This window comes from Streptomyces sp. NPDC047981, from assembly GCF_040653315.1.
GTDB lineage: Bacteria > Actinomycetota > Actinomycetes > Streptomycetales > Streptomycetaceae > Streptomyces.
On the sequence record NZ_JBEZNQ010000061.1, the window covers coordinates 14,309 to 35,660 of the forward strand.

Below are 21,352 nucleotides of genomic sequence, written 5' to 3' on the forward strand. Positions count from 1 at the left end.
TCACCGCAGGTCAGCGCGGGTCTCCTGACCTGCCCGCTCGTGCCCTCTGACGGGTCGCGGCCGCCCGTCGCCGCCGGGTCAGGCGGGGGTCAGCAGGGCCAGAAGCTCGGGGGTGTACAGCTCCGAGACCGGTCGGAGGCCGGCCACGGTGTTGAAGTACCGGCGGATGTGGTCGGGGTCGGAGGCCACGGCCTTCAGCAGCATCCGGCGCTTGTCGCGCGCCGAGGCCTCGGCCACCAGCAGGGTCGCCTGGTAGTTCTCCGTGAACGTCCGGTCCCGCTCCTCGGCGAAGCTCTTCAGGGCCAGGTCGAGGGCCTCCTCCGAGTCGAGCGTCGTGCCCACGCGGTCGACGAGCATCTGGGCCTGGGCGAAGGCGTCGCTGATGCCGCGGGCCGTGAGCGAGTCCTTGTGGTGGCCCGCGTCGCCGATGAGCGCCCACCCGGGGCCCGACGCCTGGCGGAAGAAGTTCTGCTGGTCGCCGGTGCCGTACAGCCGCTCCACCTGCTCGGCGCCCTCCAACTGGGCGTAGAGCCGGGGTGCGTTGTCCCGGATGTTCTCCAGGTACGCCTCCTGGGCCCGGGCCTTGACCTCCGCGAACCGGTGCTGCGGGTAGTACGCGGAGATCAGCACCGCGTCGTTGGTGGGCACCGCCGACACCCAGCCCGTGGGGCCCTCGTAGAGTTCGAAGTGGGTCCGGGGGCCCTTCCAGAAGGTGTAGTAGGCGCACGTCAGTTTCGGGTGCTCGACGGTCTTGGGGGCGCCCACAAGACCGGCCACGGTGGAGCGCATCCCGTCGGCCCCCACCACGAGCCGCGCCCGCTCGGTGGTCTCGGCCCCGCTGTCGCCCGTGACGAGACGGACGCCGCGGACCCGGCCGTCCTCCTCGACGAGACCCGTCACCGCGCAGTCGTCACGGAACTCCACGCCCGCGGCGACCGCGGCGTCGACCAGGATCTTGTCGAGGATGGCACGGCGCGGCGCGTACGCGGCGGTGACGCCGTCCACCGGCTCGGCGCACCCCTCCACCCGGATGTCGTCGCCGAGTTCGTAGACGACGTGGTCCAGCGCCGGGCACCCGGACGCCTTCACCGCGTCGAGCAGGCCCCAGCGCTGCAGTTGCAGCACACCGGTCTGCTGGATGTAGAGGGTCGACAGCTTGTCCGCCGGAAACGCCGACCGGTCGACGAGCAGCACCCGGTAGCCGGCCCGTGCGAACTGCATGGCCGCGGGCGCCCCCGCGCAGCGCGCTCCCACCACGATCACGTCATACATGCCGTCACCCCAACGTCTCTGCGCCACAAGTCGGGAAACGACGCTAGAGGTGTTCCGTGGTGTGTTCTGCTCACGAGTGAGCGGCCCCGCGATCGGGCACCGGAGAAGCTGGAGCCGCACGGAATCGACTCCACCCGGAGGGTGACAGCCACATGGCACTGAAGCAATCCCGGGCGGCCCGGCCCGCCCGGGCCGGACGGCGCACAGGACTCGCGCTGACGGTCATCGCCGTCTCGCAGTTGATGGTGGTGCTGGACGCCACCATCGTCGACGTCGCTCTGCCCAGCATGCAGCGAGAACTCGACATATCGACCGGTGCGCTGTCCTGGGTGGTCAACGCCTATGTGCTGGCGTTCGGCGGCTTCCTGCTCCTGGGCGGCCGTGCCGGTGACCTGCTGGGGCGACGCAGGGTGTTCCTGGCGGGCGTCGGGCTGTTCACCGCCGCGTCGCTCGCGGGTGCCCTGGCGGTCTCCTCCGGGATGCTGCTCGCCGCACGGGCGCTGCAGGGCGTCGGTGCCGCGATCATCGCGCCGACCGTGCTCGCCCTCATCACCACCAACTTCCGCCAGGGCAGCCGCCGCAACCGTGCCTTCGGCGTGTTCAGCGGCATGTCGTCGGCGGGCGCCATCGTCGGCCTGCTGGCGGGCGGTGTGCTCACCGAGTGGCTCTCGTGGCGCTGGGTGCTGGCCGTCAACGTGCCGGTCGGGATCGGGCTGGCCGTGCTCGCCGTGCTCTCCGTCAAGGAGACCCCGCGCCGCCACGGCCGGTTCGACCTGCCGGGCGCGGTCCTGTCGGCGCTGGGCATGGGCGGTCTCGTGTACGGACTCAGCAACGGCCACCGGGACGGCTGGAGCGCTCCGGAGACCCTGGCGGGCTTCGCCGCCGCCGTGGTCCTGCTCTCGGTGTTCGTCCTCGTGGAGAGGCGGGCGGAGCAGCCGATCGTGCCCCTGCGCATGTTCGCCGACCGCAACCGCTGCGGGGTCTACTTCGTGGCGTTCGCGCTCACCGGCGCGTTCATGGGGATGTTCTTCTTCCTCACCCTCTTCCTGCAGGTCGTCCTCGACTACACCCCGTTGCGCGCGGGGCTGGCGTTCCTGCCGGTCATGGTCTGCATCCTGATCAGCGCCAGGGTCACGGCGCAGGTCCTGCTGGCCAGGTTCGGCAAGAAGAAGCCGTTGGTCGCGGGGATCGCGCTCAACACCGCGGCCCTGCTCTGGCTGGCGCAGCTGTCCGCCGACAGCACGTACCTGGGCGGGCTCCTCGGTCCGCTGGTGCTCTTCGGCATCGGCAACGGCCTGATGTTCGTCCCCATGACCATGATCGCCGTCTCCGGGGTCGAGGACCACGAGGCGGGGTCGGCCTCCAGCCTGTTCGACGCCATGACGCAGATCGGCGGCTCGGCCGGACTCGCCGTCCTCGTCGCCGTGTTCGGCGCCAGCGGCGCTCATGCCGGGGCGGGCACCGCGGCGGACCTGACCGACGGGATCGACACCGCGTTCACCGCGGGCGCCGTGCTGGGCGCGGCAGCCCTGCTCGTCGCCGCCCTGTTCGTACGGCCCGTCACGCCCAAGCAGCGCTTCGCACCCGAGATCCTGCGCATCCTCGCCGAGCGGCAGCCCGACCGGGTGCCGATCATGCAGGACGGCGGCACGTTCGTCAGCTACGCGGAGTGGGACCGCCGGTCCAATGCCGTCGCCCACGGCCTGATCGCCAAGGGCGTGCGGAAGGGCGACCGGGTCGCCCTGTTCTTCGAGGGCGTCGACTGGTCCGGCTACGCGATCGCCTACTTCGGGGTGCTCAAGGCGGGAGCCGCGGCCACCCACCTGAACGGCACGCTGTCCGCGGCGGAGCTGGAGCGCCGCCTCGGCCACGCCGAGGCGGTCGGCGTGATCCACAGCGCCGACCTGGCGGTGGCGCCCGCGCTGCCCGCGGGCAGCGCTCGGCGGTGGCTGGCCACGGTCCCCGAGCTGGACGGCGGCGACCACACCCCGGTGGACGTGACGATCGCGTCGGAGGACATCGCCGACATCCTGTACACCTCGGGGACGACGGGCCCGGCCAAGCCGCTCACCAACCCGCACGGCAACCTCAGTTACGGCCGGGGCCCGGGCGCGGTGCTGCAGGAGACCTTCACCAGTTCGGCCCCGATCCTCACGCCCATGCCGCTCGGCACGGTGTTCAGCGCGGGCACCGTCGGCATCTTCGCGCTGACCACGACGGCGCCGATCCTGGTCTGCCCGGCCGACGACGTGGAACTCATGGCGGAGCTCGTCGAGCGGCACGGGGTGGGCTCGGTGATGCTCACCCCGTGGAACGCGATGCGCATGGTCGACACCCGGGTCGGTGACCGGTACGACCTGGGCAGCGTGACCACCATCGGCATCGCCTCGGCCCAACTGCCGGGGAGCTACGCCGAGAAGCTGCTCGAGATGATGCCCGAGGCGGAGATCATGACCGCGTACGGCGGCGGTTCGGAGGCGGTGCCGGCGAGTATCGGCACCGATTACGACTGGAAGCGGCCGACGCGCGTCGGCAAGCCGAGGCCGGGCACGCTGCTGCGGCTCCTGGACGAGGCGGGCACGCCCGTGCCGAGGGGCGAGGTCGGCGAGGTGTGGCTGCGCACCCGGGCCCCCAAGCGGCTGCACCTGGACCCGGAGCTCAACGCGGCCACGCACGTGGACGGGTGGACCCGCACCGGGGATCTGGCGTACTACGGCCCCAAGAAGGAGCTGTACTTCTTCGACCGCGGCAACGACGTCATCAGGACCGCCGCCGGACTCGTCTCCTCGGTCCAGGTGGAGAACGTGCTGTACGACCACCCGGCGGTCCGCGAGGCCGCGGCTGTCGCCGTGCCCGGCGACGGGCCGGCTCAGGTGGTCGTCGCCGTGGTGTGCACCTCCGATCCCGGGGTCGACGGCGAACTGCTGCGGGGGTTCGCCGCCGAGCGCCTCGCGCAGCACCAGGTGCCCCGCGTGGTCCACGTGGTCGAAGAGCTGCCCCGCGGGCCCATGGGCAAGGTCCTGAAGCGGGAGCTGAGGGAGCGCTTCGGCAGCGACACGTCGGCGCTCCGGCCGGGCTGACCGGCCCGCCCACGGGCGCGGGAGGCCTAGAGTACGGACAACACCGAGGAAAGGGGGCGGCCTTGAGCACGACGCACCGGATCGACGTGGGCCGTGAGCAGGCGCTGGCCCATCGAGTGGCGGCGCACGGCCTCGACCGTTCCTCCGCCGCACCGGACGTGCTCGTCCTGGGCGTGCAGGACACGCCGGCCGGCTCTGCACGCGTGGCACTGGCCGCCCGGGGCGCGTCCGCCGACGACCTGGAGCTGGTGTGGTCGTTCCGCGGCGCGCCCCATCTGCACCGGCGCGACGAGCTCCCGGCGCTCGCGGCGGCCCTCTGGCCGGTGAACGACGCCGACGCCACGGCGCGGATCAGCACCACGGTCATCAAGGAGGGGGCGCGGCTGGGGATCGAGGCCTTCCGCGCCGCCGCCGGGGCGTTCCGCGAGCGGGTGACCGCGCCGATGGCCAAGGGGGAGGTCAGCACCGCCGTGAGCGCGGCCGTGCCGGAGTCGCTGACGTACTGGTGCGATCCCTGTGGTGCGCGGCACATCTCGGGCCTGCTGTTCCAGCAGGCCGGGCTGTTCGGCTCGGTCGGGGTCGGCGCGGAACGGGGCCGGACGGTGATCGCTCCGCTGGAGCGGCGATTCGCCGTACCGGCGGCCGCCTCGGGGACGGTCGAACTGGTCCGCGCCTATCTGCGTTTCCTCGGTCCCGCCACACCGGCCGAGGTGGCGAAGTACCTGGGCACCAAACCCGCTGTCGTCAAGGCGGTGTGGCCCGAGGAACTGGTCGAGGTCGCGGTGGACGGGCGGAAGGCCTGGCTGCCCGCGGCGGACGTGGACGCGCTCCTCTCGGCGAAGGGCGGGGATCTCGTCCGGCTGCTCCCTCCGGGCGACCCGTACCTTCAGGCGCGCGACCGCGCGCTGCTCCTGCCGGACAAGGTCCGGGAGAAGGAGGTCTGGAAGGCGATCAACGCACCGGGCGCCCTGCTGATCGGCTCCGAGATCGCCGGCGTGTGGCGGGCGAAGGCCGCCGGACGCCGGCTCGACGTGACGGTCACTCCCTTCGAGCCGCTGCCCGCGTCCGTGCGCGGGGCCGTGGAGGCCGAGGCCGAACTCGTGGCCTCGGCGCGCGGCGCGGCGGAGGTACGCCTGACGCTGTCCTCGTGAGGGCGTCGCTCAGGCGTCCTTCGCCACGACGGTCACGTCCGCGGACTCCGGGTGGAACGCCAGGTGTCCGGCGATCGCCGCGGCGCCCGGGACGGGTTCGGGGTAGGCCCAGGCCACGGGGTGCTCGCCGGTGCCGGCGCGCAGGGTCCAGTAGGAGGCGACTCCTTTGACCGGGCACGTGGTGTGCAGGGCGAACGGCTCCAGAAGATCGAAGCGGACGTCGCCCGGCGGCAGGTAGTAGCGGTCGGGCAGACCGGTCTCCTTCAGGAGGACCGGGTTCCGGGACTCGGCGACGATCCGGCCGTCGATCTCCACACGGACGTGGTGCGGGACGGTGGTCGTCTCGATCCGGTGGGCGGTCATCGTTCCTCCTCCAGGGCGCGCAGCCGCGCGGCGAGTGTCCGGACCGTGGGGTGGTCGAACAGTTCGGCCACCGGAAGGTGCGGGTCGATCAGCTGGACGACGCGGATCGCGGCCAGGGAATCCCCGCCCGTGGCGAAGAAGTCGCCGTCCGGGCCGACGTCCTCGATGCCGAGGATCTCACACCAGGCGTCGGCGACCCTCCGTTCCCACGCGTCGAGTGGGGGCGCGGGAACCCCACCGCCCGTCTCCCCGCCGCTCGTCTCCCCGCTCGCGCCGCGGGGGGAGGGCAGCGCCGTGCGGTCCACCTTCCCGTTCGGGGTGAGGGGGAACGCGTCGAGGAGCACGACGGCCGCGGGGACCATGGCGTGCGGCAGCAACGAGGCGGCGTGGAACCGCAGTTCCTCGCCGGTGACCTGCCTGCCGGGGTGCGGGACGGCGTGGGCGATCAGACGCCTGTCGTGGTCCCCTGCGCCCTGCGCGGTGACGACGCAGGCCTTGACCGCCGGGTGCTCCGTCACGGCGGCCTCCACCTCGCCGGTCTCGACGCGCACGCCGCGGATCTTGACCTGGAAGTCGATGCGGCCGAGCAGTTCGAGCAGGCCGTCCGCGTCGTACCGGGCCAGGTCCCCGGTGCGGTAGAGGCGCTCGTCGGTCACGGGTCCGTGGGACCAGGTGCCGAACCGGGCGTCGGTGACGGCCTGTTCGCCGAGATACCCGCGGGCCAGGCCGTCGCCGGCGAGGTACAGCTCGCCGGGCACCCCGACCGGGACGGGCCGGCCTGCGGCGTCCAGGACGTACGTCCGCTGGTTGGCCATCGGCCGGCCGTACGGGATGCTCACCCGGTCGGGGTCGGTCCGCACGACCTCGTGGACGGTGGAGTGGATCGAGGCCTCGGTCGCACCGCCCAGGGCGATGAAGCGCAGCCCGGGCGCGTGGGCCCGGATCCGCTCCGGCAGAGCGACCGGGATCCAGTCCCCGCCGCAGAGGGACAGGCGCAGCGACGTCAGATCGGCGTCGCCGGCCCGCTCGGCGTGCGTGACGAGCAGTTCGTACAGGGAGGGCGCCGAGTTCCAGAGGGTGATCCGGTGTGTGCGGATCAGTTCGGCCCAGTGGGCGGGGTCCTTCTCGCGCCCCCGGTCGGGTACGACGACGGTGGCCCCGGACACGGCCATGCCGAGGAACTCGTACACCGACATGTCGAAGCTGGGCGAGGACACGGCGAGGACCGCGTCGCCCGGGCCCACCTCGTAGCGGGTGTCGATGTCGAGCAGGTTGTTGAGGACACCCGCGTGGCGCAGGGCGATGCCCTTGGGCCGGCCCGTCGAGCCGGAGGTGAAGATGATGTAGCAGAGGTCGTCCGGTGCGACGGCCGCGTCCGGTGCGGTGTCCGGGTGGGCGGCGATCGCGGCGGCGTCCGTGTCGAGGCGGACCGTGCGCTCGGGGGGCAGGCCGAACCGTCCGGCCGTCTCTCCGAGGGTGACGACGAGGGGGCACCGTGCGTCGGCGAGCATCGTCCGCAGTCGGGCCCGGGGGTACGCGGGGTCGAGCGGGACGTAGGCACCGCCCGCCTTCAGCACGGCGAGGGCGGCGACGAGGAACTCGGCCGACCTGGGGAGGGAGAGCCCGACCGGGGTCTCGCGCGCCACGCCGAGCGCCCGGAGGTGCCGGGCGAGGCGGTTGGCGGCGGCGTCGGCCTCGGCGTACGTGACCCGGCGCTCCCCGTCGACGACCGCGACCGCGTCGGGCCGCCGCTCGACGTGCCGGGCGAAGGCGCCGTGCAGGGTGCCGTCGTGCAGCGGGAGTTCGGTGCGGGTGTCGTTCCACTCCACGAGCATGCGGTGGGTCTCCGCCTCGGTCAGCAGGGGCAGCCGGGCCAGGGCGAGGCCGGGGTCGGCCACCGCGCCCGCCAGGAGCGTGCGGTAGTGCCCCAGGAATCGCCGCGCGGTCTCCTCGTCGAAGAGAGCACCGTCGTAGGCGACATCGAGCGCCCCGAGCAGCTCGCCGTCGGCGGCGTCGGCGTCGGCGTCGGCGACACGCAGCCACAGCTCGCCGTACGGAGGGAGCGCGGCGTCGGCCGGCCCGCCCCGTGCGAACCCGACCGAGGCAGCGTGGTCCGGGCCCGTGGCCGGGTCGGGCGCCCTCCGGAGGCGCTCGGCGACCTGCCGTACCAGCTGCGCGAACGAGGTGCCGGAAGCCGTGTCGAGGACGAGGAGCCGGGGCGGCCGGCCGGCCGCGGTGAACCCGAAGGCGACCCGGGACTGGGCGGTCCAGCGAGCGAGCAGAGCCGCGTACGCGGCGAGCAGCACGGCGTCGGTTCCGGTCCCCGCCCGCTCCGCCTCGGCCCGGACCATCGCGCCGATCTTCGCGGGCTCCTCCGGGTCTGCGGTGCGCTCCCCAAGGGGGCGGCGGGCGGACCCGGGCGGGCGGCGCCGGTCGGCGGGCAGCCGGACGAGGCCCGGCGCGGAGGCCGTCGAGGACGCGGGGTCGGACGGGGTGCTCACAGGGTGACCTCCGAGCCGGTGGGCAGCTTCGACGGGGGGTATCCGGGCAGCGGGAACCGGGCGCAGAGTTCCCGGACCTCGGCCCGCACCGCACGCTGCACGCCGGGGTCGAGGGTGTGGGTGGTGTCGTCGACGCTGATCACGGCCGTCAGCACCGCGTCGATCAGCTCGACGCACCGGGCCATCTCGGAGGGGCCCATGCCCCGTTGGGCGAGGATGTTCGTCCCGAGCCGCAGTCCGCTGGTGACCTGGGCGGACCGGGTGTCGCCCGGGATGCTGTTGCGGTTGGCGAGGATGCCGCAGCCTTCGAGCGCGCGCTCGGCGACCAGGCCGCTGATGCCGGACGGACGGAGGTCGAGGACGACCATGTGGTTGTCGGTTCCGCCGGTCAGCAGCCGGTGTCCGCGGCGGGACAGCCCCTCGGCGAGCGCACGCGCGTTCTCCACGATCAGCCGCGCGGTCCACCGGGCGGACTCCGCCCGCAGCAGGCCGAGGGCCCGGGCCTTGGCGGCGATCGACGCGGGGCTCGGGGTGCCCTGGGAGCGCGGGAAGACGGCGCGGTTCATCAGGTCGGAGAGGGGGGTGCGACCGTCCGGGCCGGGGGTCCGGTGCTCGGCGCCGATGAGGATGAGACCGCCCCTGGGGCCGCCCAGCTGCTTGTAGGTGCTGGTGGTGGTGACGTGGGCGAGGTCGATGGGGCTGGGGTGCTCGCCCGCGGCGACGAGTCCCGCGATGTGCGAGATGTCCGCGACGAGGTAGGCCCCCACCTCGTCGGCGACGGCCCTGAACCGGGCGAAGTCGATCCGGCGCGGGTAGGCACTGGCGCCGGCGAGGACGACCCCGGGGCGGTGCGCGTGCGCGAGTCGCCGTACCTCGTCGTGGTCGATCCGGCCGTGCCGGTCGAGTCCGTAGGACACGGCGAGGAAGTGGCGGCCGGTGACGGAGGCGGTCGAGCCGTGCGTCAGATGGCCGCCCGAGTCCAGACCCAGGCCGAGCAGGACGCCGCCGGGCGGCAGCAGGCTCATGAGGACGCTGAGGTTGGCGCTCGAGCACGAGTGCGGCTGGACGTTGGCGTACCGAGCGCCGAAGGCCGCCCGAGCGCGTGCCTCCGCGAGGCGTTCGACCTCGTCGAAGTACCGGGAGCCGGGATGGTAGCGGGCCCCGGGGTAGCCCTCGGCCGTGACGTTGGACAGGACGGCGCCCGCCGCTGCCAGCACCGACGGGTCGGCGACGCTGGACGAGGCCACCATCGCGAGGGTGGAGCGCTGCTGGTCGAGTTCGGCGTCGAGCAGGGCGGCCAGGTCCGGGTCCGCGTCGCGGAGCGCCGCGGAGCCCTCGTTGAGCAGCGTCAGGTGCGGCGAGGGGGTCCGGCCGGCGGCCTCGTCGGCTGCTTCAGCCACGCCGCTCACCCGGCCAGGCCGGTGAGCCGGTCCCTGAGCACGTGCTTGAGCACCTTGCCGTTCGCGCTGCGCGGCATCACGTCGACCTGGTGGAAGCGACTGGGGATCTGCTCGGGTGCCAGGTGGGCGGCCAGGAACGCGGGCAGTTCGTCGAGGGCGGCGGGGTCGGCCAGCGCGACGGCGGCCGTCACGTCCTGGTCCCCGTCCTCGCCGGGCATCCCGAAGACGGCCGCCGCCCGCACGGACGGGTGCTCGTAGAGCGCGGCCTCGACCTCGATGGTGGAGACGAGCGTGCCGCGGGTGCGGATGGCCACGTTGCGCCGGTCGAAGAAGTGGAGGAGGCCGTCCGCGTCGACCCTGCCGAGGTCGCCGGTGCGGGTCCAGCGGTCGGCGTGGACCTTGGCGTTGAGCTCGGGGTTGCCGAAGTAGTAGCGCTTGGGCGCCGGGCTGCGCAGCCAGATCTCGCCCAGCTCGCCGGCCGGCACCTCCTCGCCGTGCTCGTCGGCGATGCGCAGTTCCGTGCCGCGCAGCGGGCGTCCGGTGGCCATGGGCACGGCGGGGTCGAAGGTGTGGCCGATCGACGCGGGTACGGCCTCGGAGGCCGCGTACGACATGTTGAGCCGCGCGTTCGGCATCGCTTCGAGCAGCCGCCGGGCGATCGCGGGCGGCAGCGCCGTCGAGGCGTTCGCGATGGTCTCCACGCAGCTGAGGTCGTGGCGTTCGGTCGCGCCGCTGTGCACCAGCTGCATGGCCAGCCAGGGAGTGATCATGATGGAGCCGATGCTGAACTTCTCGATCAGCTGCGCCATCCGCTCGGGTGCGTCGATGGGGCAGATGACCAGCGTCGACGGCGTGTGGATGGAGAAGTTGATCGTGGTGGCGCTCGCCGTGGTGCCGAGCGGCATCGGTGTCAGCAGGGGCTCGGGGTCGCCGAACAGGTGGAAGCCCTCCGGCCCGCGGCCGTAGGTGAGGTTGCCGTGCGGTGACGCGGATCCCTTCGCCGGTCCCGTGGTGCCGGAGGTGAAGAGGATGTCGGAGATGTCGGTGACCGCGACCTCGATCCGTGGATCGCTCGTGTCCTCGCTCGCCAGGGAGGTGACGGTGCCCGTGAAACCGGTGAACGCGGCGGGCGGGCGGATGTCCTCACCGTGCAGGATGCCGACCGCGGAACAGAACTCCATCCGGCGGACGATCTCCTCGGCACCGACGTCCTGGTTCAGATGGGTGGCGGTGGCCCCGGCCTTCAGCACCCCCATGTAGGCGACGGCGTAGTCGATCCAGTCGAGACCGTCGAAGACGAGGCCGATGACCTGGCCGTGCCGTACCCCGGCGGCCACCAGACCCCGGGCGACCGCGTTGGAACGCCGGTCCCACTCCCCGTATCCGATGGTCGGGCCGTCGTCGACGTTCAGGGCGATCCGGTCGGGCTGGAGTTCCGCACGTCGTCGCAGCAGGTCGTGCACCGTGAAGCTGGTGGTGATCTCCGGCATGTGGGCGCGCTCGGTCATGGGGGCTCCCTGTCCGCACCGGCGAACAGTCGCCGGCGAACTGACGGTCGTGGCTCCGGGGGGCGATACCCGGCCGTCGCCGACGATACGAACCGCACGACCCGCGCGATGCCCACGATTGAGCGAACAGCCCGAGTCCGCCGAGCCGTCGACGCCCTCGCCCTGGCCCGAGTCCTCGCCCTCGCCCTCGCCCTCGCGCGATTCCGCTCGGCCGCGAAGACGCTCACAACCGAGCAGACCGCGGGGCCGTCGAGCCGGGAATCTGCCCGCGGGCACCACGGCCGCGACAGCACGAGGAGACGAGGATGGCGACACCCGCCGCATGGAACGTGCTGCGCGCAGCGGACCGTTCCGAACTGGTCCTGGCCTGCGACTTCTCCGCGGCCGGCCGGCCCATCGCGAGTTTCGCGGATCTCGCCGGGCTGCTGACGACCGAGTGCGCCCTGTGGGAGACGGCCCCACCGCCTCCGCAGGAGGCCGCCCGGATGACCGGTGCGGACCAGGTGGCGCGCTGGGCGGCCGACGTCCGCGCCGCGGGGGTCCCCGTACGCGCGGTCCTGGGGTTCTGCACCGGGGCCCTGTACGCGGGCGCCCTGGCGGAGGAGATCGCCGGCGGCCGACGGCGGCCGAGGCTGATCCTGCTGGATCCCGAGCCCACCCGGACGCAGGCCATGCTCGGCTTCTACGAGTCACTGGTCGGCGAGCGTTTCGCGTCGGTGCTGTCCCCGGCCGAGGCGGAGGAGGCGCTGCGCGAGGGTCGCCGGCTCTCCGGCGCGTACGGCCCGGCGGAACTCGCGCACCGGTTCGGCGCGCTGCTGAGCGGCGTGGTGGAGTCCGCCTTCGCGCGGCTGGGGCTTCCCGCGGGCCGCGTCGCCGAGTTCACCGGCCTGTCCCTGTCCTATCTGTACTGGCTGGGCGCCGCCGACGCCTGCGCCATGCGCGGCCCGTGGGCCTCGGCCACGGCGGTGAACGGAGCGACGCCCGGCATGGGCCTGGACTCCTTCTCCCCGGCCGAACGGGTCGGCCTGGTCGAGCGGACCTTCCACCTCGACGTGTCGCACACCGACCTCATGCGCAGCCCCGAGACCGCGCGCCTCGTCGACGACCTGCTCAGCGAGGACACGCTGGGCCGAGAACAAGGAGAGCTGACGTGGACCACCCCGACACCGCAGGGCCCGACGAGCTGACCGGGTATCTCGTCGGACTCTGGCGAGAGCTCCTCGACCCCGAGGGAACCGGCCTCCCGGAGATCGCCCCCGAGTCGAACTTCTTCGTGGAGGGGGGCCACTCGCTGCTGGGCGTCACCCTGCTCGCGCGGGTGGAGGAGACCACGGGCCGCGAGCTGCGGCTCGTCGACCTCTTCAAACACCCGACCCCTCTCCGTCTCGCCGCGCGACTGCGCGCCGCGCACCCCGACATCGTGATCGCCCAGTGAAGGGAACAGACGACATGACCCCCCAGGCCGCCCGGACACCGCTGCGCCCGCTCCGCCCCGCGCACGAGCAGAGCAGCGTGCCGCTGGACAAGGTCCTGCACTCCGCCAACGCCGGGTTCCTCGTGCACCGCAGCGGTCTGATCACCTACGAACACCGGGCGGAAGGGCTGCAGTTCGCCTCCGAACTGGTCGAGCTGATCAACCCGGGGGACGTCGGCCACGTCTCGGTCTTCCTCTACGAGGAACTCTTCGGCGTGCACAACAGGCTCCACTGGATCCTGCACCTCAAGCAGCCCAACGACTACGCCCGGCTGCTCGACAAGGTCGACCACGACAAGAAGTGGCGCGAGATCACCGACCTCGACCGGCTCCCCACGAAGGGCGGGGGCGGCTGGGAGCGGATCTTCGTCGAGGGCAGCATCCAGGAGACGGTGATCTGCCCGCAGCACGGTGTCGGCCACGGCGATCACGGGGAGGGCGACACCTTCCAGCCCGCGGCCCGGTTCCAGACGAAGCTGCCGGCGGAGCAGTTGCTGCACTCGGCCAATTCGGCGCTGACGGTGCACCGGGTCGTCCAGGCGCGGTACGCGGTGCGTGACGAGGCGCGGGCGTTCCTCTACGAGTGGGGGAACGCGGTCAACGACGCGCTTCCCGGTCTCGCGACGGCGTTCCTGTTCGAGGAGATGTGGGGCCGCCAGGACCGGCTGCACACCATGATCCACCTGTCCTCGATGGAGGCGTACCTCCACCTCGCCGAGCTGGTGGAACGGGACCCGGCCATGCGGGAGTTGCTGTCCCGCCAGTGGATCCCCGGATTCAAGGGCGGCGGCACCTGGGAGCGGTTGTTCGTCGACGGCTCCATGACGGAGACGCTGCTGGCGCCGCGACACCGGGACTGACGTCGGTGCGTACGTACGGCCCGGGCCCGGTGAGGCGGTCGCTTCACCGGGCCCGGGCCGTACCGTCACGGCGGGCTAGCGGGTGATGACTTCCAGGGTGATCGCGGGCCGGTTGCCGAAGCGCCGGCCCATGTCGCCGGCGATGGCGGTGAAGGGCCCCCGGATGTCCTTGATCCCGATGCCCTCCAGGTAGGCCGCGTGCGCCTCGATGGAGGCGATGGCCAGGTCGAGGGTGTCGGTGATGTCCACCGCGTGGGTCGGGTGCGGGGACTGCGCGATCGCGATGTGCTTGACACCGCCCCATGGTTCGAGTTCCGGGTGCGGGAAGATCCAGCGGTTCCCCGCGTCGCCCACCGCGTCGAAGAGCGCGAGCCCGGTGTGGCGGTGGTCGGGGGAGTTCCGCTTGCCTCCGGGGAACGTGTCGTGGTGGTTGAAGCCCACGATCAGCTCGGGTCGGTGCCGACGGATCGCGTGGGCGATGTCGCGGCGCAGGTCCACGCCGTACTCGATGACGCCGTCCCGGTGGTCGAGGAACTCGACCTCCGAGACCCCCACGATCTTCGCGCTGGCGCGCTGTTCGGCCTCGCGCACCTCGGCCGCCCGCTCCGGCGGGAGGCCGTCGATGCCCGCCTCGCCGCGGGTCAGCAGCAGATAGGACACCTCCTTGCCCTCGGCCGTCCAGGCGGCGATCGCCCCTGCCGCGCCGAACTCCACATCGTCGGGGTGCGCGACCACCGCGAGGGCACGGGTCCAGTCGGTCACCATCGGCTGCAGCTGGTCTGCCATCTCGTACGTCCCTTCCAGGAGTGGGCCTGCCATGCTCGCGCCCCCGACGGGCCCCGGTCTGCTCACTGTTGGGCAAGATCCCAGGTGGACGGGGGGTTACGGCTCGGTCGACGGAAGTGCTCAGTTGTGAGCTGAAGGGCCGCGAGGCGTCGGCCTAGCTTCTGGGCATGTCATCCCTGCCCCCTGCTGAAGGGGCTGCCGAACCCGACCACGTCGAGACGGTGCACGCCTTCCTCCGTCGGCGGGCCGGGCAGGAGCCCGACCGGATCGCCCTCGACATCGCCGGCGGTGAGACGCTCACGTTCCGCCGGTGGGAGGAGCGGTCCAACGCGGCGGCGCGAGCGCTGCTGGCCCGCCGGGTCCGACCCGGCAGCCGCGTCGCACTGCTCTTCTCCGACCAGGACTGGATCGATTACGCCGTGGCCTATCTCGGCGTCCTCAAGGCCGGCGGAACCGCCGTCCACCTGAGCGCCGACGTCACCGCGGACGAGCTCCGCAGGCGTTGGGCCGAGACCGGTGCGGAAGGTCTGGTGCACAGCACCGGCCTGACGGCTCCGGCCGGCTTCGACGGCTGGGTGGTGCCTGCCGCGGAACTCGTCGGCGACACCGCTCCGGTGCAGGTGCCCACCGGACCGGACGATCTGGCCGACATCCTCTACACCTCGGGCACCACGGGTCCCGCCAAGGCCTACACCAACCCGCACAGCACGTTGATGCACGGGCGCCGTCCCGCCGGGCTCAAGCGGCTCGACGGCTCGGCACCGCTCCTCGCGCCGATGCCGATGGGCACCCCGTCGAGCGCCATGAGCGCCTCGCTCATGCCGCTGAACTCACCGTCCACAGTGGTCCTCTGCCACCCCGACGACATCGAGAGCATGGGCCGGCTGATCGCCCGGTACGGGGTCGCCACGGTGCTCGCGACGCCCTGGATCGCCCAGCGGATGGTCGCCGAGCGGCTGGCGGAGCGGTACGACCTGAGCAGTGTGACGACGGTGGCGATCGCCTCGGCGGCGCTGCCCGCGTCCACCGCGCGCGCCCTCCGGGAGATGATGCCGGGCCTCGCCATCAACACGGCGTACGCACAGGGCGAGGCGGTACCGGCCGTGATCCTCGGCTCGTTCGACCCGGACCGCCCCCTGGCGCTCGGTCGTCCGGCGCCGGGCACGGAGCTGCGGGTCGCGGACCCGGAGGGCGAGGCGGTGCCCGACGGCGAGATCGGCGAGATCTGGCTGCGTTCGGCGGCCGCGACCCGTCGCTACGTCGACGAGTCCCTCAACGCGCTTCTGCGAGACGGAGACGGCTGGATCCGCACCCGTGATCTGGGCCGGGTCGGCGCGGACGGCGACCTGTACCTCTTCGACCGGATGACCGACGCCGTCCGGGTCGGGGACCGACTCGTCTCCACCCTCGAGGTGGAGGGGGTGTTGTACGACCACCCCGCGGTACGGGAGGCGGCCGTGTTCGGCGTACCCGGTCCGGACGGCGACCCGGCCGTCGTGGCGGCGCTGGTCCTCGACCCGTCCCCGGAGGCGGAGGCCGAGGTGACGGCCTTCCTGCGCGAGCGCCTGGAGCCCCCTCGGATCCCGTCGGCCGTCCACGTGGTCGACGCCCTCCCCCGCGGTGTGACCGGCAAGGTCCTCAAACACCGGCTGCGCGAGCGGCTGCCCGTACTCACCGACCGACACCAACCCCGAAGGGCAGGAACCCCGTCATGAGCCAAGATTCCTCGCAGTTCACCCTGCCGGTGGCGCACCGCCAGACCTCGGTGCCGCTGCCCGACCTGCTCCACTCCGGCAACGCGGGTGTGGTGGTGGAGCGGGTGGGCCAGCTGCGCGCCGAGTTCCGCTCCGAGGGACGCCGGTTCGCCAGGGAGCTCGCGGAGTACATCAACACCCGCTATGTCGGCGTCGCCGGCGTATTCCTCTACGAGGAGACGTTCGGTACCGAGGACCGACTGCACTGGCTGATTCACCTCGAGTCTTTCGACGCATACGAGAAGCTGATCGGAATGGGCAGTCAGGACGAGGGCTGGCGTGACATCATCATGCGTCACCGCATCCCCGAGGAGCGGGGCGGAGGTTCTTGGGAGCGCATGTTCATCGACGGCAGCCTGCACGAGACGGTCCTGATCCCGTCGAGTTTCGGCATGTACGGCACCGCCGACAAGAAGCCGGAGACCGTCGTCGAGGTGGACGGCGCGAAGGTCGAGAGGTTCCTCGTGCCGACCGCCGCCCACCAGAGCAGCCAGGCCGAAGAGGACGTACTGAATTCGGCCAACTGCGGTCTGCTCATGCACCGGACCGGTGAGCTGAACTACGAGTTCCGCGCCGAGGGGCGGCAGTTCGCCCGGGCGCTCGCGGAGGGGTGGAACAAGAGCCTCGCCGGGCACGCGACGATCTACCTCTACGAGGAGGCGTTCGGGCTGTCCGACCGCATTCACTGGTTCATCCACCTGCGCTCCGTCACCGACTACTACCACCTCATGGGGCTGCGGGCCCGCGTGGACGAGGCCGCTCGGATGATCTTCACGAAGCAGTGGATATCGGACGAGAAGGGCGGCGGCGGCTGGGAGAGGATGTTCGTCCAGAGCACCCTCAAGGACATGGCGCTCACCCCGCAGCACTGGGGCATGCACGCCACCCAGACACCGCAGTGACCCAGCCACCACGGAACACTGTCACTCAATGACGAGGGAGTACACGATGAGCACCACGGCCGCCGGGACCTTCGAGCTGGTCTGGGACGAGCAGCCCCCCTACCTCACCGACGAGGGCACGACGCTGTCCAAGGTCGTCGTGACCAAGACCTTCACCGGGGACATCACGGGCACCAGCGTGACCGAGCTGATCAAGGCGATGACGAGCGAGCCGACGTCCGCCGGCTATGTCGCCATCGAGCGCCTGACCGGCACGGTGCACGGCCGGAAGGGCACCTTCATCCTCCAGCACAGCGCCATCTCCACCCGCGGTGAGGGCGACCTCAACATCGTCATCGTGCCGGATTCGGGCACGGGCGAGCTGAGCACCATCAGCGGCAGGCTGAATGTCGTCCCCGCCGAAGGCACGCACAGCTACACCCTGGAATACGAAATCAACGATTCCGTCTGACATTCCAAGGCCGGGGTGACCATCACCCCGGCCTTTCCTTTTCCCTGAGCTCCAGGGCTTCCACCACCTCTCGTCCCCGCACGCGAGTCACTTCGGCGAGCAATTCCAGAGGGGCGATTTCCAGCCAGAATAACCGGCCAAATCCCCGAGGATTTTAATGTCCTCACTCTTGTTCGATCGGCGAGTTCTGGCCATAATTTCACCATTGATGCCCAATTGGTGAGACAAAGTGCGCACAGGCGCCAATGCCGCCTGGACCGCGAGTGCGCACATCCCATCCGTTTCTGGAAAGGCCGTGACGCCTGTACCGGAGGGATCGAGTCACCACACCGCAACTGCGCCCAGAGGTCGCACGGAACCGAGAGCAGCACACTCCAGCTGCTGCGTTCCAGGGCCTGCCGGCCCGGGCGGGGATCGAAAGAGGGGGAAATGAACGGTTCTGTGAACAGCTGTCGCCATCGCATGGAACAAGCCGATCCCAGCCACATGACCGAAGGGTGTTGGTGTCGGTGATCTCCTCTCCTGCCTCGGCCCGACTGGGCGAGACGCTCGCGCAGCTGATCCACTCCAAGGCCCTGACCGCCACCACCGTCGAGGTCGCCCGTCGCGAGGTCGTGTACGGCTGCCTGGACCGCGACCGCAGCATCTACCTGATCGAACGAGGTCAGGTGAAGGCCATCGTGCCCTCCCGGGAGGGCAAGGAGTGTCTGCTCGACATCTACTCGGCCGGGGACGTCTTCGGCGAACTCTGCCTCGTGGGGGACACGCGGACCGAGATGGTCTCCGCGATGACCCCGGTCGTCCTGAAGCGGATGCCCGCCGGCCAGCTGGTCGCCGCGATGGGTGACGCGGACCTGCGCGACGAGATGGTGCGCCACATGGCGGGCCGGCTCTTCGAGCGCCAGCAGCTCATCGCCGGACTGGTCACCGAGGACAGCGAGTACCGCCTGGCGACCGTGCTGCTCCACCTGGGCCGCAAGCTCGGCAGACGAGAGGCGCACCTCCTGCAGATACAGGAGAAGATCACCCAGGAGGAACTGTCGGCGATGGTCGGCACGACCCGCTCACGGGTGGGGTACTTCCTCAAGCGCTTCCGCAACGCGGGCCTGGTCAACCGGGGCCGGGGCTGCTTCATGGCGATCCACGAGCCGCGGCTGCAGAGCTTCATCTCCCAGGGCTACGCCGCGCAGCCGCTGTCCTCGACGTTACCGCGACAGCGGACGGCGGCATGACCATCGGCGTGCTCGCGTCGGACGCCGCACCACCGCTCGGCGCGCACCAGGTCCAACTCCTGCTGCTCCAGCTCGGCGTGCTGCTGCTCCTGGCGTTCTGCCTGGGCCGGCTGGCCATCCGGTGCGGTCTGCCGGCCGTCGTCGGCGAGCTGAGCACCGGGGTCCTGCTGGGGCCCTCGGTCCTCGGCGCGACGGCCCCCGGACTGGCGGACCGGCTGCTGCCCTCGGGGCCCGAACACGCTCATCTCCTGGACGCGGTGGCCCAGTTCGCCGTGGTGATGTTCGTCGGCGTCGCCGGCGCCCAGATGGACGTGGGCATGGCGCGGCGCAGACGGGGCGTCCTGGCCAAGGTGAGCCTGGGCAGTCTGCTGATCCCGCTGGGGCTGGGCGTCGGCGCCGGCTTCCTCGTGCCCCGCGCCCTGATGGGCGACTCGGCGCAACGTCCGGTCTTCGCCCTGTTCCTCGGGGTCGCCCTGAGCGTCAGCGCCATCCCGGTGATCGCCAAGACACTCACCGACATGCGCCTGATGCACCGCAACGTCGGGCAGCTCACGCTGGCCTCGGCGGCCGTCAGCGACGCGGTCGGCTGGTTCCTGCTCTCCCTGGTCTCGACCATGGCGGTCGGCGCCCTCACGGCGGGCGACGCCGGCCTCGCGCTGCTCTCCCTGGCCGGGTTCGTGGCCGTCATGACGTTCCTGGGCGGCCCGTTGGTCCGAGCGGGGATGCGCCGGGTGAACCGGACGGGCGACGCCGGTCCGGCGGCCGCGACGGCCGCGATCGTCATCCTGCTCAGCGCGGCCGCGTGCCAGGCGCTCGAACTGGAGGCGGTGTTCGGCGCGTTCGTGGCGGGCGTCCTGATCTCCTCGACGGTCGACCAGCGGCTGCTCGCGCCGCTGCGGACCGTGACGCTCGCGGTGCTCGCGCCGCTCTTCCTGGCCACCGCGGGGCTTCGGGTCGATCTCACCGCCCTGGCGGACCCGGCCGTCCTGCTGGCCGGTGTCGCGGTGCTCGCGCTGGCCACCCTGGGCAAGTTCGCCGGGGCCTACCTCGGAGCGCGCCTCGGCCGACTCGGCCACTGGGAGGGGATGGCGCTCGGCGCGGGGCTCAACGCCCGCGGGGCGGTCGAGATCGTCGTCGCGACGGTCGGCCTGCGGCTCGGGATCCTCACCACGGCGACCTACACCATCGTGGTGCTGATCGCCGTCGCCACCTCGATGATGGCGCCGCCCCTGCTGCGCTGGGCCATGAACAGGATCGAACAGACCGCGGAGGAGTTCCTGCGCGAGGCCGAGACGGCGCCGGACGGGAGTGACCGGGAGCGGCGCCCGCTGCCGGGATCGCCCCTCGTGGCCGACGAGAGGAAGACACCATGAACGCCTTCCCGCCGACCGTGGGGATCGAGGCCGTCAACGCCTACGTGGGACGCGCCTCGTTCGGGGTTCGGGAGCTCTTCGCGGCCCGCGGCCTCGACGACCGCCGCATGGACAACCTCATGATGGAGCGCAAGTCCGTCAACCTGCCGTGCGAGGATCCGGTGACCAACGCGGTGAACGCCGCCAAGCCGCTGGTGGACGCGCTGTCCGCGGAGCAGCGCGACCGGATCGAACTGGTCGTCGTCGGCACCGAGTCGGGCCTGGACTTCGGCAAGCCGATCAGCACCTACGTGCAGGACCTCCTGGGGCTCGGCAAGCGCTGCCGCTCGTTCGAGGTCAAGCACGCGTGCTACGGCGGGACCGCGGCCCTGCAGACGGCGGCCGCGGTCGTCGCGACCAGCCCGGTTCCCGGCGCCAAGGCCCTGGTGGTCGCCGCCGACGCGTCGAGCGTCGCCGCCCGCGACACGTACTGGGAGCCCTCGCAGGGTGCCGGCGCCGTGGCCATGCTGGTCGGCGACGACCCTCAGGTCCTCGCCCTGGACCCCGGCGCCAACGGCTACCACAGCTTCGAGGTCATGGACACGCTGCGGCCCCGGCCCGACCTGGAGGCGGGTGACTCCGACCTGTCGCTGATGGCGTACATGGAGTGCCTCGTCCACAGCTTCCGTGCCTACCGGGAGCGCGTGCCAGGCGCCGACCTGATGACCAGCTTCGACCACCTCGTCTTCCACACCCCGTTCGCGGGCATGGTCAAGGGCGCCCACCGCAGGCTGCGGCGGGCCGAGAGCCCCGCGCCGCCGGCCGAGATCGACGCCGACTTCGCCGACCGGGTCGAACCGTGCCTGCGGTACACGGCCCAGGTCGGCAACGTCTACTCGGCCGCGCTGTACCTGGCGTTGTGCTCGCTCGTCGACCACGTGGACCTCTCCGCGCCGAAGCGGCTGGGCATGTTCTCGTACGGCTCGGGCTGCGCCTCCGAGTTCTACAGCGGCGTCGTCACCCCGGCGGGCCGGGACCGGGTGGCCGGCCGGCGGATCGCCGACGCCATCGCCGACCGGAGACCGCTGACCCTCCCCGAGTACGAACTCGTCAGCGATCTCGCCGTGCGCCGCATGGCCGGGGTCCGTGACCACGCCTACGACGTCACGCCCTACGCCGACGTCTACGAGGACCGCTTCGCCGGCCGCGGGCTGCTCGTTCTCGACAAGGTCGTCGACTTCCACCGCCGCTACCGATGGAGCTGAG

General features: G+C 71.9%; 17 protein-coding genes. 11 read left to right on the forward strand and 6 right to left on the reverse strand.

The genetic code is table 11. The features are described from left to right. Positions 1-78: 78 nt before the first annotated feature. On the reverse strand, positions 79-1,272 hold the full coding sequence (locus tag AB0E14_RS28925; protein WP_362424432.1) for an NAD(P)/FAD-dependent oxidoreductase: 1,194 nt from the start codon (positions 1,270-1,272) through the stop codon (positions 79-81). A gap of 152 nt (positions 1,273-1,424) precedes the next feature. Here AB0E14_RS28925 and AB0E14_RS28930 point away from each other — a divergent pair, with 152 nt between their 5' ends. Continuing rightward, positions 1,425-4,352, forward strand: coding sequence for a DHA2 family efflux MFS transporter permease subunit (locus tag AB0E14_RS28930; RefSeq protein WP_362424435.1), 2,928 nt, complete (start codon positions 1,425-1,427; stop codon positions 4,350-4,352). A 62-nt stretch (positions 4,353-4,414) separates the two neighbouring features. Next, the gene (locus AB0E14_RS28935) at positions 4,415-5,503 is read left to right on the forward strand and encodes a winged helix DNA-binding domain-containing protein (protein WP_362424438.1); all 1,089 of its coding nucleotides are present in this window, start codon (positions 4,415-4,417) and stop codon (positions 5,501-5,503) included. A gap of 9 nt (positions 5,504-5,512) precedes the next feature. Here AB0E14_RS28935 and AB0E14_RS28940 read toward each other — a convergent pair whose 3' ends face one another. The 4 genes from AB0E14_RS28940 to AB0E14_RS28955 are packed head-to-tail and all read right to left on the reverse strand — an operon-like array spanning position 5,513 to position 11,275. Beyond that, positions 5,513-5,866, reverse strand: a complete 354-nt coding sequence (locus AB0E14_RS28940; RefSeq protein WP_362424441.1) for a DUF427 domain-containing protein — start codon at positions 5,864-5,866, stop codon at positions 5,513-5,515. Beyond that, the gene (locus tag AB0E14_RS28945; RefSeq protein WP_362424444.1) at positions 5,863-8,367 is read right to left on the reverse strand and encodes a non-ribosomal peptide synthetase; all 2,505 of its coding nucleotides are present in this window, start codon (positions 8,365-8,367) and stop codon (positions 5,863-5,865) included. Before AB0E14_RS28945 ends, AB0E14_RS28940 begins: the two co-directional genes overlap by 4 nt. Continuing rightward, complete coding sequence (locus AB0E14_RS28950; protein WP_362424447.1) at positions 8,364-9,767, reverse strand: serine hydroxymethyltransferase; 1,404 nt, start codon at positions 9,765-9,767, stop codon at positions 8,364-8,366. The genes AB0E14_RS28945 and AB0E14_RS28950 overlap by 4 nt, the downstream gene beginning before the upstream one ends. A gap of 5 nt (positions 9,768-9,772) precedes the next feature. Beyond that, positions 9,773-11,275 carry a class I adenylate-forming enzyme family protein gene (locus AB0E14_RS28955; RefSeq protein WP_362424450.1) on the reverse strand — a complete coding sequence of 501 codons (1,503 nt, stop codon included), beginning with the start codon at positions 11,273-11,275 and terminating at the stop codon, positions 9,773-9,775. Between the two features lie 305 nt (positions 11,276-11,580). On the opposite strand from AB0E14_RS28955, the gene AB0E14_RS28960 reads away from it, so the two are divergent. Genes AB0E14_RS28960 through AB0E14_RS28970 form a run of 3 tightly spaced genes read left to right on the forward strand, consistent with a single transcriptional unit; the run spans position 11,581 to position 13,609 of the window. Continuing rightward, positions 11,581-12,462 (forward strand): hypothetical protein, encoded by an 882-nt coding sequence (locus tag AB0E14_RS28960; protein ID WP_362424453.1) that lies wholly within the window; start codon positions 11,581-11,583, stop codon positions 12,460-12,462. After that, on the forward strand, positions 12,426-12,710 hold the full coding sequence (locus AB0E14_RS28965) for an acyl carrier protein (RefSeq protein WP_362424456.1): 285 nt from the start codon (positions 12,426-12,428) through the stop codon (positions 12,708-12,710). Before AB0E14_RS28960 ends, AB0E14_RS28965 begins: the two co-directional genes overlap by 37 nt. Before the next feature lie 14 nt (positions 12,711-12,724). Then, on the forward strand, positions 12,725-13,609 hold the full coding sequence (locus AB0E14_RS28970) for a DUF6039 family protein (protein ID WP_362424459.1): 885 nt from the start codon (positions 12,725-12,727) through the stop codon (positions 13,607-13,609). Between the two features lie 75 nt (positions 13,610-13,684). Here AB0E14_RS28970 and AB0E14_RS28975 read toward each other — a convergent pair whose 3' ends face one another. Beyond that, complete coding sequence (locus tag AB0E14_RS28975; RefSeq protein WP_362424462.1) at positions 13,685-14,395, reverse strand: PIG-L deacetylase family protein; 711 nt, start codon at positions 14,393-14,395, stop codon at positions 13,685-13,687. Between the two features lie 167 nt (positions 14,396-14,562). On the opposite strand from AB0E14_RS28975, the gene AB0E14_RS28980 reads away from it, so the two are divergent. The 6 genes from AB0E14_RS28980 (at position 14,563) to AB0E14_RS29005 (ending at position 21,351) form a co-directional block, all read left to right on the forward strand. Next, positions 14,563-16,110 carry a class I adenylate-forming enzyme family protein gene (locus AB0E14_RS28980; protein ID WP_362424465.1) on the forward strand — a complete coding sequence of 516 codons (1,548 nt, stop codon included), beginning with the start codon at positions 14,563-14,565 and terminating at the stop codon, positions 16,108-16,110. Beyond that, positions 16,107-17,051, forward strand: a complete 945-nt coding sequence (locus AB0E14_RS28985) for a DUF6039 family protein (RefSeq protein WP_362424468.1) — start codon at positions 16,107-16,109, stop codon at positions 17,049-17,051. Before AB0E14_RS28980 ends, AB0E14_RS28985 begins: the two co-directional genes overlap by 4 nt. A 46-nt stretch (positions 17,052-17,097) precedes the next feature. Then, the gene (locus AB0E14_RS28990) at positions 17,098-17,502 is read left to right on the forward strand and encodes a DUF3224 domain-containing protein (RefSeq protein WP_362424471.1); all 405 of its coding nucleotides are present in this window, start codon (positions 17,098-17,100) and stop codon (positions 17,500-17,502) included. Between the two features lie 509 nt (positions 17,503-18,011). Further along, the gene (locus AB0E14_RS28995; protein ID WP_362424474.1) at positions 18,012-18,734 is read left to right on the forward strand and encodes a Crp/Fnr family transcriptional regulator; all 723 of its coding nucleotides are present in this window, start codon (positions 18,012-18,014) and stop codon (positions 18,732-18,734) included. Continuing rightward, on the forward strand, positions 18,731-20,107 hold the full coding sequence (locus AB0E14_RS29000; protein WP_362424477.1) for a cation:proton antiporter: 1,377 nt from the start codon (positions 18,731-18,733) through the stop codon (positions 20,105-20,107). The genes AB0E14_RS28995 and AB0E14_RS29000 overlap by 4 nt, the downstream gene beginning before the upstream one ends. Further along, positions 20,104-21,351 carry a hydroxymethylglutaryl-CoA synthase gene (locus tag AB0E14_RS29005; protein ID WP_362424480.1) on the forward strand — a complete coding sequence of 416 codons (1,248 nt, stop codon included), beginning with the start codon at positions 20,104-20,106 and terminating at the stop codon, positions 21,349-21,351. The genes AB0E14_RS29000 and AB0E14_RS29005 overlap by 4 nt, the downstream gene beginning before the upstream one ends. The last annotated feature ends 1 nt before the right edge of the window (position 21,352 follow it).

Coding starts and splice junctions, on each gene's coding strand:
- AB0E14_RS28925 (WP_362424432.1), bottom strand. CDS start 1,272: ATGTATGACGTGATCGTGGTGGGAGCGCGCTGCGCGGGGGCGCCCGCG.
- AB0E14_RS28930 (WP_362424435.1), top strand. CDS start 1,425: ATGGCACTGAAGCAATCCCGGGCGGCCCGGCCCGCCCGGGCCGGACGG.
- AB0E14_RS28940 (WP_362424441.1), bottom strand. CDS start 5,866: ATGACCGCCCACCGGATCGAGACGACCACCGTCCCGCACCACGTCCGT.
- AB0E14_RS28955 (WP_362424450.1), bottom strand. CDS start 11,275: ATGACCGAGCGCGCCCACATGCCGGAGATCACCACCAGCTTCACGGTG.
- AB0E14_RS28960 (WP_362424453.1), top strand. CDS start 11,581: ATGGCGACACCCGCCGCATGGAACGTGCTGCGCGCAGCGGACCGTTCC.
- AB0E14_RS28970 (WP_362424459.1), top strand. CDS start 12,725: ATGACCCCCCAGGCCGCCCGGACACCGCTGCGCCCGCTCCGCCCCGCG.
- AB0E14_RS28975 (WP_362424462.1), bottom strand. CDS start 14,395: ATGGCAGACCAGCTGCAGCCGATGGTGACCGACTGGACCCGTGCCCTC.
- AB0E14_RS28980 (WP_362424465.1), top strand. CDS start 14,563: ATGTCATCCCTGCCCCCTGCTGAAGGGGCTGCCGAACCCGACCACGTC.
- AB0E14_RS28985 (WP_362424468.1), top strand. CDS start 16,107: ATGAGCCAAGATTCCTCGCAGTTCACCCTGCCGGTGGCGCACCGCCAG.
- AB0E14_RS28990 (WP_362424471.1), top strand. CDS start 17,098: ATGAGCACCACGGCCGCCGGGACCTTCGAGCTGGTCTGGGACGAGCAG.
- AB0E14_RS29000 (WP_362424477.1), top strand. CDS start 18,731: ATGACCATCGGCGTGCTCGCGTCGGACGCCGCACCACCGCTCGGCGCG.
- AB0E14_RS29005 (WP_362424480.1), top strand. CDS start 20,104: ATGAACGCCTTCCCGCCGACCGTGGGGATCGAGGCCGTCAACGCCTAC.